This window comes from Serinicoccus profundi (assembly GCF_008001015.1).
Classification (GTDB): domain Bacteria; phylum Actinomycetota; class Actinomycetes; order Actinomycetales; family Dermatophilaceae; genus Ornithinicoccus; species Ornithinicoccus profundi.
Genome location: NZ_CP042862.1, coordinates 1,276,702 through 1,290,052 on the forward strand (window position 1 = coordinate 1,276,702; position 13,351 = coordinate 1,290,052).

At 71.8% G+C, this 13,351-nt stretch carries 12 protein-coding genes and 2 pseudogenes; 9 read left to right on the forward strand and 5 right to left on the reverse strand.

Annotated elements, in window-relative coordinates; genetic code table 11:
• Nucleotides 1–136 precede the first annotated feature (136 nt).
• The 5 genes and pseudogenes from FA582_RS05860 to FA582_RS05875 all read left to right on the forward strand — a co-directional run bounded on the left by FA582_RS05860 (nucleotide 137) and on the right by FA582_RS05875 (nucleotide 2,784).
• The gene (locus tag FA582_RS05860; RefSeq protein WP_029540379.1) at nucleotides 137–577 is read left to right on the forward strand and encodes a DUF3040 domain-containing protein; all 441 of its coding nucleotides are present in this window, start codon (nucleotides 137–139) and stop codon (nucleotides 575–577) included.
• Nucleotides 547–1,191 (forward strand): ECF RNA polymerase sigma factor SigK, encoded by a 645-nt coding sequence (gene sigK, locus FA582_RS05865; RefSeq protein ID WP_010146503.1) that lies wholly within the window; start codon nucleotides 547–549, stop codon nucleotides 1,189–1,191. Before FA582_RS05860 ends, sigK begins: the two co-directional genes overlap by 31 nt.
• A 20-nt stretch (nucleotides 1,192–1,211) precedes the next feature.
• Nucleotides 1,212–1,688, forward strand: a pseudogene (locus FA582_RS17785) (anti-sigma factor); the annotation flags it as partial.
• Nucleotides 1,689–1,749: 61 nt separating this feature from the next.
• Nucleotides 1,750–1,911 (forward strand): annotated as a pseudogene (locus FA582_RS17675) (anti-sigma factor domain-containing protein); the annotation flags it as partial.
• 123 nt (nucleotides 1,912–2,034) lie between these two features.
• Complete coding sequence (locus tag FA582_RS05875) at nucleotides 2,035–2,784, forward strand: class F sortase (RefSeq protein WP_010146505.1); 750 nt, start codon at nucleotides 2,035–2,037, stop codon at nucleotides 2,782–2,784.
• A gap of 66 nt (nucleotides 2,785–2,850) precedes the next feature.
• Here the strand turns inward: FA582_RS05875 and FA582_RS05880 are convergent, their stop codons facing one another.
• Both FA582_RS05880 and FA582_RS05885 read right to left on the reverse strand, forming a co-directional pair.
• Nucleotides 2,851–3,339, reverse strand: a complete 489-nt coding sequence (locus FA582_RS05880; RefSeq protein WP_010146506.1) for a DUF456 domain-containing protein — start codon at nucleotides 3,337–3,339, stop codon at nucleotides 2,851–2,853.
• 90 nt (nucleotides 3,340–3,429) lie between these two features.
• Nucleotides 3,430–3,645 (reverse strand): DUF7455 domain-containing protein, encoded by a 216-nt coding sequence (locus FA582_RS05885; RefSeq protein ID WP_010146507.1) that lies wholly within the window; start codon nucleotides 3,643–3,645, stop codon nucleotides 3,430–3,432.
• Nucleotides 3,646–3,843: 198 nt separating this feature from the next.
• On the opposite strand from FA582_RS05885, the gene FA582_RS05890 reads away from it, so the two are divergent.
• The 3 genes from FA582_RS05890 (at nucleotide 3,844) to FA582_RS05900 (ending at nucleotide 10,174) form a co-directional block, all read left to right on the forward strand.
• Nucleotides 3,844–5,955: a DNA gyrase/topoisomerase IV subunit B gene (locus FA582_RS05890; RefSeq protein ID WP_010146508.1), complete on the forward strand. Its 2,112-nt coding sequence runs from the start codon at nucleotides 3,844–3,846 to the stop codon at nucleotides 5,953–5,955.
• Nucleotides 5,956–6,185: 230 nt separating this feature from the next.
• Nucleotides 6,186–8,597, forward strand: a complete 2,412-nt coding sequence (locus FA582_RS16725; protein ID WP_010146509.1) for a DEAD/DEAH box helicase — start codon at nucleotides 6,186–6,188, stop codon at nucleotides 8,595–8,597.
• Between the two features lie 23 nt (nucleotides 8,598–8,620).
• Complete coding sequence (locus FA582_RS05900; protein ID WP_010146510.1) at nucleotides 8,621–10,174, forward strand: phytoene desaturase family protein; 1,554 nt, start codon at nucleotides 8,621–8,623, stop codon at nucleotides 10,172–10,174.
• On the opposite strand, the gene FA582_RS05905 is transcribed toward FA582_RS05900, so the two are convergent.
• Complete coding sequence (locus FA582_RS05905; protein WP_010146511.1) at nucleotides 10,125–11,021, reverse strand: helix-turn-helix domain-containing protein; 897 nt, start codon at nucleotides 11,019–11,021, stop codon at nucleotides 10,125–10,127. The two genes, FA582_RS05900 and FA582_RS05905, sit on opposite strands and share 50 nt — an antisense overlap.
• Nucleotides 11,022–11,072: 51 nt before the next feature.
• Here FA582_RS05905 and FA582_RS05910 point away from each other — a divergent pair, with 51 nt between their 5' ends.
• Nucleotides 11,073–11,648 carry a TIGR03086 family metal-binding protein gene (locus FA582_RS05910; RefSeq protein WP_033228571.1) on the forward strand — a complete coding sequence of 192 codons (576 nt, stop codon included), beginning with the start codon at nucleotides 11,073–11,075 and terminating at the stop codon, nucleotides 11,646–11,648.
• A 22-nt stretch (nucleotides 11,649–11,670) separates the two neighbouring features.
• On the opposite strand, the gene FA582_RS05915 is transcribed toward FA582_RS05910, so the two are convergent.
• Nucleotides 11,671–11,817 (reverse strand): methionine/alanine import family NSS transporter small subunit, encoded by a 147-nt coding sequence (locus FA582_RS05915; RefSeq protein WP_010146514.1) that lies wholly within the window; start codon nucleotides 11,815–11,817, stop codon nucleotides 11,671–11,673.
• Complete coding sequence (locus tag FA582_RS05920; RefSeq protein ID WP_010146516.1) at nucleotides 11,814–13,349, reverse strand: sodium-dependent transporter; 1,536 nt, start codon at nucleotides 13,347–13,349, stop codon at nucleotides 11,814–11,816. Before FA582_RS05920 ends, FA582_RS05915 begins: the two co-directional genes overlap by 4 nt.
• Between the last annotated feature and the right edge of the window lie 2 nt (nucleotides 13,350–13,351).

Below are 13,351 nucleotides of genomic sequence, written 5' to 3' on the forward strand. Positions count from 1 at the left end.
CCCTTGAGCGAGCGCGCACGTCGGCCGGGAACTCCAGGTAGTGCTCCGCCCGTTGACGTCTTATCCTGGATGTCAGCAACGTGGTGTCGGCTCGTGTTCTGTCGCCGACCCACCAGACGCACCACCGGAGGTGAACGTGCCGCTCTCAGACCACGAGCAGCGTGTGCTTGAGCAGATGGAGCAGGCCCTCTATGCCGAGGACCCCCGTCTGGCCAGCCAGCTCCAGCGGTCCGCCAGCACCGGTGCGGCGGCAGGCCTGGACCGTCGACGGCTCGCCCTGGGCGTCCTGGTGGCCCTGGCGGGGCTGGCGCTCGTCGTCGTCGGCGTCATGTCCTCCATGATCTGGGTCGGAGCCCTCGGCTTCCTGGCCATGGTCATGGGCGGGGCGTGGGCCGCCTCGCCGGCCCGCTCGGGCTCCGGACGATCCGGCTCGGCCCGACAGGGCACGTTGGGCGTCGTCGGCAAGGACGGCACGGTGCGCAAGCCGAGCTCCGGCGCCCGCAAGGGCTCCCGGTCCGGTGGCTTCATGCAGCGCATGGAACAGCAGTGGGATCGCCGACGGGAGCAGGGTCCCTGAGTTCAGACGCCGCTGATCGCGACCCGGGCCGGGCCCGGGTCGCTGACATTTCCCCTCCCGGCCGTCCGGAGCTGCTCCCGCTGCTCCGTGCGGTCGCTGACGGTGACCAGCAGGCTTTCGCCGAGGTCTACGACCTGCTCTCGCCACGCGTCTTCGGGCTCGCCCTGCGCATCGTGCGCGACCGCGGCCTGGCCGAGGAGGTCACGCAGGACGTCTTCATGCAGATCTGGAGACAGGCCGGCGAGGTCGACCCCGCGCGCGGCTCGGCCATCGGCTGGGCCATGACCCTCACCCACCGCCGGGCCGTCGACCGGGTGCGTTCAGAACAGGCGCAATCCGATCGGCTGCACCGCTACGAATCCCAGCAGACGACGACGCCCTACGACGTCACGGCAGAAGAGGTGGCCGAACGCTCGGAAGCAGAACGGGTCCACGCAGCGTTGGACCGGATCGGTGAGCCGCACCGGACGACGGTGGCCCTGGCCTACTTCTCCGGGCTGACCCAGAGCGAGGTCGCCCAGCGGCTGGACATCCCGCTGGGCACGGCCAAGACGAGGATCAGGGACGGACTGAAGAAGTTGCGCGGACAGATGGATGGAGGTGCGCAGCGATGAACGAGGAGGAGATGCACGAGATGGCGTTCGCCTACGCGATCCATGCCCTCGACGACGACGACCGTCAGACGTTCGAGGCGCACCTCGCCGAGTGTCCCGCGTGCCAGCGTGACGTCGTGCAGACGCAGGACGCCGTGGCCGGCCTCAGCGAGGATCTCGCCGTGGAGCCCCCACCGCACCTGCGCTCCGTGGTCCTGGACCGCGTGGCCGCCGAGGCGTCGACCGTGACCCCTCTCGCGCCGCGCCGCGACGGCCGGGCGAGCAGCGAGACCCGGCGTCGGGAGCACCGCCCGGTGCGGTGGCTCGCCGCCGCGGCGGCCGCGGTCGTCCTCGCCGGAGGAGTCTGGGGAGTGTCCCGGACGCTCGACCCCGACCCCACCAGCCAGGTGCTGCAGGCCGCCGACGCCGCCGAGCACACCGCAGACACCGAGGACGGGCCGGTCGCGGTGGTCGTCTCCGACGCCGCCGGTCAGGCCGTCGTCCAGCTGCCCGGCAACTTCGCCGCCCCGCAGTCGGGGCAGGGTCTACCAGGCGTGGTTCGTCGGTCCCGACGGCGCGGCGCGATCGGCCGGTCTGCTCACCGCGGAGACGGTGGCCGAGGGCCGGAGTCTCCTCGAGGGCTCACCGGACGGTGCGGTGGCGGTCGGTCTCACGGTCGAGCCCGCAGGTGGCTCGACCCAGCCTACGACGGAACCCTTCGTCGTCGTCCCGCTCGCCTGACGGCTCCGCCGGCGTGATGTCCATCACATCGGCAAACTGACGGGTGCTCGGCCACGAACTCTTCGTGATCCCCCGATCGGTGCAGCACGACCGCTGCGACGTCACCCTGCGAAGGAGAGGCCCATGAAGATCTCGACCGTCCTGGCCGCACTGGCGGTGGTGGTCGGCGTCGTCCTGCTGGTCCTCGGCCTCCGGCAGCCCCCGGACCCGCCCTCACCGGCACCGTCCTCGGCGCAGTCGTCCGAGGAGTCCGCGGGCTCCGAGGACGCGACACCTGATGAGGACGCGGCGACCGAGCCCGGACCGCCCGGTCCGGCAGGATCGGACTCCGCGGCCCAGACGCAGGACGCCGTCCCCTCCGCCGAGGGAGACGCTGCTCCGGCGGAGGAGGAGCCCGAGCCGGTCGCGGCGCTGGACCCCTCCGAACCCGTCGAGGTGCGCATACCCTCGATCGAGGTCACCAGCCCGCTCCACCCGTTGGGCCTGGCCGATGACGGAACCCTCATGGTGCCGAGCGGGGACCGGTATGACGAGGCCGCGTGGTACGACGGCTCACCGACCCCCGGCGAGATCGGCCCGACGGTCATCGAGGGCCATGTCACGGCAGCTGGTGGAGTCCCCTCGATCTTCTTCGAGCTCGGGGCTCTGACCCCCGGGGACACCGCCGAGGTCGAGCGGGAGGACGGGAAGACGGTGACCTACGAGATCTACCGGGTCGACCAGTTCGCCAAGGACGAGTTCCCGACGGTGGACGTCTACGGACCGACGGACGGACCGGAGCTGCGGCTGATCACCTGCGGCGGAGAGTTCGACGAGCAGGAGCAGAGCCACGAGGACAACACCGTGGTGTATGCCCGCATGGTCGAGGGCTGAGCCCACCGACCACGGCCGGTTCTCCGGTGCCATCCGCAGGGAGACCGGCACCGGAGGACCGCGACGTCAGGCGGGGGTGAGCACCAGCGCGCTGACGACGAACATCGCGATGAGCGCGAACGCGGTCGCCAGCTCGATGAGGATGTTGAGGCCGACGGCGCGCAGGGCGTGCTTCGTGGCCCGCACGGCCTCCCGCCGGTCCCGCGTGCGGACGAGGGAGATGAGGAAGATCCCCAGGGGGAAGCCGATGAACAGCCCGACGACGGGGATGAGCACCCCGAGCACGAGGGCGCAGAGAACCCCGATGACCAGGGTCGAGGTCCGCACGCCGGCCCGTTTCATCCGCTGGCCGGGGATCGCCCACTGCAGGGCCACCCCGAGCAGGTAGACGAGAGCGGAGAGCCCGAAGACGACCCAGGCCAGGGTCGTCTGCTCCTTGAGGGCCCACGCCAACGAGCCCGCGAGCACGATGACCAGCCCGGGCAGCACGGGGATGACGATCCCGACCACCCCGATGAGCATGAGCACCAGGATGAGGATCTCTACGGGCGACATGAGGCAGATTGTGCCCGATGCAGCACGACGCCCGCCCCGGACGGTGCCGGGGCGGGCGTCGTGCTGCCGCGTGGGCGGCTCGGTCCGGGGTCAGACCGCGGGCGTCTCCTGCTGCTCGAGCCGGTGGGTCTCGTCGAGGATGTCCACGTCGTTCTGGGCACGCAGCTTGTCGAGGTGCTCACGCCCGTGGTGGGCGCAGAAGTGCAGGTGCAGCCCGTCACCGAGGCTGGCTCGGATGTAGGCCTGCGCCCCACAGCGGTCGCAGCGGTCGGCAGCGGTGAGTTCGGGGGTCAGAGTGGCGTTCACGGCGGGTCTCCTCTCCAGGGGCCAACCAGCGGTTGGTCGACCCAGTCAAGCACGTCAACGTCGCCGGACCGCGTCTTTGTGCCCGTGAGGTGCGGCGTTTCGCTCTGCGCGTAAGTCCGCCGTCCGCGAGCCCCGCACCGGGGCCGTGACGCGCCCTGCCTCCCGGGGACCGTCGGTCCTGCGCGCTAGCCTGCGGACGTGACCACTCAGGACTACTCCGCCCGGCACCTGCAGGTTCTCGAAGGCCTGGAGGCGGTCCGCAAGCGCCCGGGGATGTATGTCGGCTCCACCGACTCCCGCGGCCTCATGCACTGCCTGTGGGAGATCATCGACAACGCCGTCGACGAGGCGCTGGGTGGTCACGGGGACCGGATCGAGGTCATCCTTCACCGGGACGGTTCGGTGGAGGTGCGGGACCGCGCCCGGGGCATCCCCGTCGACATCGAGCCGCGCACCGGCCTGACCGGGGTCGAGGTGGTCTTCACCAAGCTGCACGCGGGGGGCAAGTTCGGTGGCGGGTCCTACGCCGCCTCCGGCGGCCTGCACGGCGTCGGGGCCTCCGTGGTCAACGCCCTGTCCGCGCGACTGGACGTCGAGGTCGACCGGGCGGGCAAGACCTACGGCATGAGCTTCCGCCGCGGGGAGCCGGGGTCCTTCGACGACGGCCGCGCCGAGCCCGACCCGGAGGCGAGCTTCAGCCCCTTCGAGCGGCAGAGCGAGCTCGCGGTGGTCGGCAAGGCCAGGCGTGGTGTGACCGGCACCCGGGTGCGCTACTGGGCCGACCCGCAGATCTTCCTCAAGAAGGCCGAGTTCGCCTACGACGAGCTCGTCGCGCGCGCCCGGCAGACCGCGTTCCTCGTCCCGGGGCTCACCCTGGTCATCCGCGACGAGCGGCGGCTGCCCGGCACGCCCGGGGCGGAGGGCCCCACCGAGGACACCTTCGCCTACTCCGGCGGGATCGCCGAGTATGCCGAGTACCTCGCCACCGACCCCGCGGTCACCGACGTGTGGCGCCTCCAGGGGTCGGGCACCTTCACCGAGACGGTCCCGATGCTGGACGAGCTGGGCCACATGGTCTCCAAGGAGACCGAGCGCGAGTGCGAGGTCGACGTCGCGCTGCGCTGGGGGACCGGCTACGACACCACGGTCCGCAGCTTCGTCAACATCATCACCACCCCCAAGGGCGGCACCCACGTCGCGGGTTTCGAGCAGGCGCTCATGAAGGTCTTCCGCAAGCAGCTGGAGCTCAACGCCCGCAAGCTCAAGGTCGGCGGCGACAAGGTCGAGAAGGACGACATCCTGGCCGGCCTCACCGCCGTCGTCACGGTGCGCCTCCCCGAGCCGCAGTTCGAGGGGCAGACCAAGGAGGTGCTGGGCACGAGCGCGGTGCGCTCCATCGTCTCCCGCACCGTCGAGGCCGCCCTCACCGAGCGGCTCACGAGCAAGCACCGGGGCGACAAGGCCCAGGCGGCGCTGCTCCTGGACAAGGTCGTCTCGGAGATGAAGTCGCGCATCTCCGCCCGCCTGCACAAGGAGACCCAGCGTCGCAAGAACGCCCTGGAGTCCAGCTCCCTGCCGTCCAAGCTCGCCGACTGCCGCAGCAACGACACCGAGCGCTCCGAGCTGTTCATCGTCGAGGGCGACAGCGCCCTCGGCACCGCCAAGCTGGCGCGCAGCAGCGACTACCAGGCGCTCCTGCCGATCCGCGGCAAGATCCTCAACGTCCAGAAGGCCTCGGTGCAGGACATGCTGTCCAACGCCGAGTGCGCGGCCATCATCCAGGTCATCGGGGCCGGCTCCGGCCGCTCCTTCGACCTCGACATGGTGCGCTACGGCAAGGTCATCATCATGACCGACGCGGATGTCGACGGCGCCCACATCCGTACCCTCCTGCTCACCCTCTTCTTCCGCTACATGCGGCCGCTCGTCGAGGCCGGGCGGGTGTATGCCGCGATGCCTCCGCTGCACCGGATCGAGGTGAGCGGGGGGCGAGGCAAGGGGCGCGAGCGGGAGTACCTCTACACCTACACCGAGGCCGAGATGCGCCGCACGGTCACCGGCCTGGAGAAGAAGGGGCGCGTCGTCAAGCAGCCCATGCAGCGCTACAAAGGCCTGGGGGAGATGGACGCCGACCAGCTGGCGGAGACGACGATGGACCCCCGCCACCGCACTCTGCGGCGCATCACCCTGGCCGACGCGGCCGTCGCCGACGGGGTCTTCGACCTGCTCATGGGGTCCTCGGTCGCCCCGCGCAAGGACTTCATCGTCGAGTCCGCCCACGACCTCGACCGCGAGCGCATCGACGCCTGAGCAGGGCGGCGCCCGGCCGCACGGCTCGTGAGGGTGGCGAGGGGAACCGTCCGGAGGCGGTAGACTAGTTGTTTCCCCGTGGCTCTCCCTGTGCCCGGGTGACCCCTCAGGACGATCCGTTCCTGGGGGACGTCGGGCGCCGTGTCGAGCGCCTGGAGGTAGGTCCGGTCACGCCGAAGGGCGTCGAGGCGAGAACCCACCTCGACCCCCTGCGAAGAGGTGAGCCATCCATGGCCAAGACCACCGGTGCCGGTTCGTCCGGCAAGAAGCCCCGCCACAGCCCAGCTCAGAAGAAGGCCGCGCGCCAGGCGCGAGAGAAGCAGGCCCGAGCCCAGCTCAAGGGCGGGCGCGGCGACCGCCGAGGCGCCGGGCGCCCCTTCTCCGACGACGGTGCCGACAAGCAGCGCTGGCGCGACCGCGACGACCGGGACCCGCGTGGTCGTGGCGACCGGGCCGACCGGCGTCGCGACGGCGAGGACCGTGGCACCGACCGTCGCCCCGGTGGTGAGCGTCCGCGTCGTGACTGGGAGGACCGTCGCGGTGGCGGTGGCTACGAGCGGCGCGACCAGGGTGCGCGTGGTGGTGCCGACCGTCGCCCCGGTGGTGAGCGTCCGCGCCGTGACTGGGAGGACCGTCGCGGCGGCAGTGGCTACGAGCGTCGCGACCAGGGTGCCCGTGGTGGCGCCGAGCGTCCGCGTCGTGACTGGGAGGACCGCGGCGACCGTCGTCCCGGTGGTGACCGTCCGCGTCGTGACTGGGAGGACCGCCGTGGTGGCGGTGGCTACGAGCGTCGCGACCAGGGTGCCCGTGGGGGTGCTGACCGTCCGCGTCGTGACTGGGAGGACCGTGGCGCCGACCGCCGAGGCGGCCGCTCCTTCGACCGTCGGGACGACGGCCCCCGCGAGACGCGCGGCTACCAGGAGCGCACCTGGCGCTCGCACCGCGAGGAGCGCGAGGGCCGGCCGGCCCGTGGGCACCACGAGGGCCGCAGCTGGGACGAGAGCCGTCGCCGGGACGACCGCGGCGCTCGCGACGACCGTGGCCCGCGGCGTGATCGCTGGGAGGACCGCCAGGACTCCTCGCGCGGTGGCCGCTCGTGGGAGCGCCCGCGCGGTGCCGACGACGCCTTCGTCGAGGCGGAGGCCGAGCGGGACGCCGCGGACGCGGCATACCAGGAGCGTCTGTCGGCGACCATGACCGAGGACACCTCGGCGGCCGTCCAGGAGGACAACGGCTTCGCCCCCCTCGGGCTGCACGAGGCGCTCGTCGCCACGCTCGCGCGCATCGGCATCACCACGCCCTTCCCGATCCAGGCCGCCACCATCCCGGACGCCATGGCCGGCCGCGACCTGCTGGGTCGGGGCCAGACCGGCTCGGGCAAGACCATGGCCTTCGGCCTGCCGCTGCTCGACCGCCTGGCGCGTCGCCCCCGCGCCGTGCCGCACCGTCCGCGCGCGATCATCCTCACCCCCACCCGCGAGCTGGCGATGCAGATCGTCGACGCCCTGGCGCCCCTGATGCGCGCCGTCGACCGCAGGTTCGTGCTCGTCGCCGGCGGCATGTCCTACACCCCGCAGCTCAAGGCGCTGGAGAAGGGCGTCGACGTGCTCGTCGCCACGCCGGGTCGGCTCATCGACCTCATCGACCGCAGCGCGGCCGACCTGTCCGAGGTCGAGGTCATGGTCCTGGACGAGGCTGACCACATGGCCGAGATGGGCTTCGTCGAGGCCATCCGACAGGTGCTCGACCTCACGCCGACGGACGGCCAGCGGCTGCTCTTCTCGGCCACCCTCGACCACGGCGTGGACCAGGTCGCCAAGGCCTACCTCAAGGACCCGGTGACGCACTCCACCGATGACGCCCGGGCCAGCGTGACGACCATGGCGCACCACGTCTTCCTCGTGCACCCGCACCACAAGAAGCCGATCACGGCCGCCATCGCCAACCGGCCCGGCCGCACCGTCGTCTTCTGCCGCACCAAGCTCGGGGCCGACCGGGTCGCGATGCAGCTGCGTGAGTCCGGTGTCTTCGCCGCCGCGCTGCACGGCGGGCTCAACCAGGCTCAGCGGACCCGCGTGCTCGACGCCTTCAAGTCCGGGACGCTGCCGGTCCTCGTCGCCACCGACGTCGCCGCCCGCGGTATCCACGTCGACGACGTCTCGCTCGTCCTGCAGGTCGACCCGCCGGCCGACCACAAGGACTACCTCCACCGCTCCGGGCGGACCGCCCGGGCCGGTGAGGACGGGGTGGTCGTGACCCTGGCGCTGCCGCACCAGAAGCGCCAGGTCTCGCGGATGCTCGACGCCGCCGGGGTCGAGACCGACCCGCAGACGGTGGCCCCCGAGGACCACGCGGTCATCGAGACCGCGGGTGGCTCCACTCCCGAGTCCGAGCCGATCCCGCAGAGCCGGTTGGATGAGGTCATGCGACCCAAGCGCTCCGCCGGACCGCGTCGCGGCGGCCCTCGTGGTGGCCCAGGTGGGGACCGTCGTGGTGGCGGCGACCGGCGTGGGCAGCGCCCCGGCCGCGACGGCGGCTACAGCCGCGGCGGAGACCGTCGAGGCTCCGGCCGCGAGGGTGGCCCCGGTCGCGACGGCGGACCCCGTGGTGAGCGTCGTCGGGACTGGAGCCCGCGCGGCTGAGGCCGAGCGCCTACCATCGGGCCATGACCTCGACCCACGACGTCGTGGTGGTCGGTGGAGGGCACAACGGCCTCACCGCAGCCGCCTACCTGGCCCGCGCGGGCCGCTCGGTCCTGCTGCTGGAGCGCTCGACCGCCCTGGGCGGGGCGACGGTCTCCGCCGAGGCCTTCCCCGGTATGGGGGCGCGGCTCTCGCGCTACTCCTATCTCGTCAGCCTGCTGCCGCGGCAGATCGCCGACGACCTGTCGCTGTCGCTGCGGCTGGCCCGGCGGCGCTACTCCTCCTACACCCCGCTGCCCGGGTCGGAGGCGGGACTGCTCATCGACCACGGTGACGCCGCCGCGACCGCGGCCTCCTTCGCCGCCGTCGGTGCGGCGGCGGATGCGCCCCGGTGGGAGCGCTTCTACGACCGTGTCGGGCACCTCGCGGAGGTGGTGTGGCCCACCGTCACCGAGCCGCTGCTCCGGCGGCGCGAGATGGCGCACCGCATCGGCGACCCGGGTCTGGTGCGGGACTTCCTGGAGCGCCCCCTCGGCGAGGTGGTCGAGAAGAGCCTCGCCGACGACCTCGTCCGTGGGGTCGTCCTCACCGACGGCCTCATCAGCACCTTCGCGGACCCGCACTCGGCCCACCTGCGGCACAACGTGTGCTTCCTCTACCACGTCATCGGTGGCGGCACCGGTGACTGGGACGTGCCGATCGGCGGGATGGGGGAGGTGTCCGGCCAGCTCGAGCGCGTGGCCCGGGAGGCGGGCGCCGACCTGGTGACGGGGGCGCAGGTCACCGGTGTCGAGGAGGGCGCGGTGAGCTGGGAGGACGCCGAGGGTATGCCGCACCGCGCGACCGCGCGGCACGTGCTCTGGGCGGCGGCCCCCGCCGTGCTCGACGAGGTCGCCGGAGGCGTCGTGGGGGAGCGGGTCGAGGGGGCCCAGGTCAAGGTCAACCTCCTGCTGTCGCGCCTGCCCCGGCTGCGCGAGACCGCGGTGGCACCCGAGGCGGCCTTCGGCGGCACCTTCCACATCAACGAGAGCTACACCCAGCTGCGGCAGGCCCATGCGGACGCCGAGGACGGCAGGATCCCCGACCCGATGCCGGCCGAGATCTACTGCCACACGCTGACCGACCCCAGCATCCTCACCCCGGCCCTGCGGGCCGAGCACCCCCAGGCGCAGACGATGACGGTCTTCACCCTCCAGACGCCGGACCGGCTGCTCGACGGTAGGGGCGAGGACGCCCGCGCCGACCTGGAGCGTCGGGTGCTCAACTCGTTGTCCTCGGTGCTCGCCGAGCCCATCGAGGGCGTCGTGCTCACCGGCCCTGACGGGCAGCCCTGCGTCGAGACGCGGACCACCCGGGACCTGCAGCAGAGCCTGGCGATGCCCGGCGGCAACATCTTCCACGCGCCGCTGACCTGGCCGTGGGCCGACGACGACGCGCCCCTGGACACGCCGGCCCGACGGTGGGGGGTGGACACGGCATACCCCGGCGTCCTGCTCGCTGGCGCGGGCTCGCAGCGCGGCGGCGGGGTCAGCGGGCTGGGCGGCTACCACGCCGCCCGGGCCCTGCTCGAGAGCTGAGCGCGTCGGCGTCCGCCGGTGGATCCTGGTCACGGAGGAATTCGCCGGGCGTCATGCCGGTGACGGTGCGGAAGTCGTGGGTGAAGTGCGCCTGGTCGGCATAGCCCAGGCGGGCCGCCATCGCGGACAGGGACTCCCTGCGGTCCTTGAGCGCCAGGACCGCGTCGTGCAGCCGCCGTCGCTGGATCAACCACTTGGGCGACAGTCCGGTGCGCTCGAGCACCAGTCGTTGCAGGGTGCGCTCACCTAAGCCGGCGTATGACGCGAGCTCGCCGACCCGGGTGACGTCGGGGTGGTCCGCCAGCCAGTCGACGAGGTCGTTGATCTGCCCGCCGGCCCGGTCGAGGGGTCCGAAGCGGCGCAGCCAGCGCTCCATCGCGGCGATGGCGGCGCGGTGCGCCGGGGGAGCGTGGGCGTCTGGAGCCATCGCCTCGCGGATCGTGCCGATGAGCTCCGTGGCACCCATCACCGTCACCTGCTCGAGGTCGAGGTAGGTGTCGGTCAGCTCGGCCACCGACCGGCCCAGGATCAGGGCGCCGGCGGCCGGACGCAGCATCGCCCCGACCGCCCAGCCATGTCCCTCGAGGGTGACGGTGGAGCGGCCACGCGCGACACCGTAGAAGCGGGCGTAGGTGTGGCTCACGACGACCAGGCACACGGGATGCTGCAGCGTGGTCTGCTGGGAGGGCGCGGTGAGGGACCACACCGGGACCCAGTAGCGCTCCACGAGGTCTGACAGGTCCGTGGACGGCGGGTAGCGGTAGATCGGCGGAGAGGGGCGGCTGGCGCCGGTCAGGTGGGCCCGGTCGACGGGGTCGCTCCGGCCTGGGTCGCGTCGATCGGGCATGTGTCGGATTATCACAAGATCTCGCGCTCACGGGGTGCGAGCGTGGACACCATGACGATCTCTCAGGCTGACCCCATCACCCGCTTCGACCAGCGCGCCGCCGACTTCGGCGACATCCTCGAGCGGGCCGCCGCCCGCGCCGACGCCCCGACCCCGTGCGAGGGGTGGACCGTGCAGGACGTCGTGGCCCACGTCGTCGCCACCCAGCGCGACTTCCTGGCGGGCCAGGAGCTGGACCTCCCTGCGGCCCCGGACCTGGGCGATGACCTCGCCGCGGGCTGGCGTGCGCACGTCGCAGCGGTGTCCGACGCCGTAGCGGCCGAGGGGGTGGCCGCGCGCGAGTACGACGGCTTCTTCGGACGCACCACGATCGGTCAGACCCTCGCCGACTTCTACGGCTGGGACCTGGTCATCCACGGGTCGGACGTCTCCCGGGCGACGGGACAGTCGTGGACCGTCACCGACGAGGAGGCGGCTGCGTTGCACGCCACCGCCGACGGGTGGGGTGCGGCGCTGCACATGGAGGGCATCTGCGCCCCGGCCGTCGACGTCCCTTCCGACGCGAGCACGACGGACCGGTTGCTGGCCCGCCTCGGCCGCGACCCGGACTGGGAGCCCCGGGGCTGACAGGGTCTCAGCGGGACCACCGCTAGGGCAGGGTGTTACCCGGTCCGGGGTCCTCCAGCTCGGAGTCCTCCACCTCGGGGTGGGCCCGCAGGAAGAGGATGCTCGCGACCAGGCCTCCCCAGACGACGAGGATCGCCACGATCATCATGAGCACGGCCTGGGTGGTCATCGCTGCTCCTCCTCGAGCTCGGGCCAGGGGTGGAAGTCCTCGCTGTCACGACCTCGCCACGGGATCGCGGTGAGGATTGCGGCTGCGACCACGACGAAAGCGATGGTGCCCCAGCCGAAGAGGTTGAGGTACCAGCCCGGGTACCCCTCGTAGCCCTCGGTCACCAACGTCTGGACCCGCTCGAAGAGCATGTAGGTGAGCAGCAGCGGGGCGAGGACACCGATGAGGACCCACCAGGAGCGGCCGACCTTGAAGGTGGAGACCCGGTTGAGGTGGGCGCGCAGCACGGGCACCTTGCGGAAGACCCACACCACGAGCACCGTCATGACGATGGCCGAGAGCACGATGCCGACGTTGTTGGCCCACTGGTCGACGGTGTCGAGGGCGATGAGTCCCGAGGTGGTGGAGAAGAGCGCGATCGAGATGATCGCGCAGACCACGCACACGGCGATCGCGGAGGCCTTCTGCCCCAGCCCGAACTTCTCCTGCACCGACGCCGCCACCCCGAGCAGGATCGAGATGATCGAGGTGAAGCCCGCGAGCACCAGGGCCGCGAAGAAGACGGCGCCGAAGATGGTGCCGCCCGGCATCTCGCTGATGACCGCCGGGAAGGTGACGAAGGACAGGATCGGCCCGGTGAGGCCCTCGAGCTCGTCGACGGTCGTGGCCTGCTGGTGGGCGAAGAACCCGAGGGTCGCGAAGACGCCGATGCCGGCCAGGATCTCGAAGCTGGAGTTGGCGAACGCCACCACGAGGCCCGAACTCGTCATGTTGGCCTTGCGCCGTTGGTAGGAGGCGTAGGTCACCATGATGCCGAAGGCGATGGAGAGGCTGAAGAAGATCTGGCTGTAGGCCGCGATCCAGACCCCGGGATCGGTGAGCGCACCCCAGTCGGGCGTGAACAGCGCATTGAGCCCGTCCATCGCGCCGGGCAGCGTCACCGCCCGGATCACCAGACCGGCGAAGGCGACCACGAGCAGCGGGATGAAGATGACGTTGACCCGCTGAACGCCCTTGGTGACCCCCAGGGCGATGATCGCCAGCACCGCGACCCAGACCAGGACCAGCGGGATCGCGACGGCCGACACGATGGTCGTGGAGACCTCGGGGTCGCCGGTCCGGAGGTACTCCCCGACGAAGAAGCCGGCCGGGTCATCACCCCAGCGCAGGTCGAAGGCGAAGACGAAGTAGCTGAGCGACCAGGCGATGACGGCCGCGTAGTAGACCGCGATGACGAAGCTCAGCGCGATCTGGAACCAGCCCAGCGCCTCGGCCGGCTTGGCCATCCGCCGGTAGGCCAGCGGCGCCGCCGCGCGGTAGCGGTGGCCGATGGCGTAGTCCAGGAAGAGGATCGGGATACCGGCCGTCAGCAGCGCGATGAGGTAGGGGATGAGGAAGGCGCCCCCACCGCTCTCGTAGGCAACCCCGGGGAAGCGCCAGATGTTGCCCAGGCCGACGGCGGAGCCGACGGCGGCGAGGATGAAGCCCGTCGAGCTGCTCCAGGTCTCGCGCTCGGTGGTGGTCTCAGCCATGC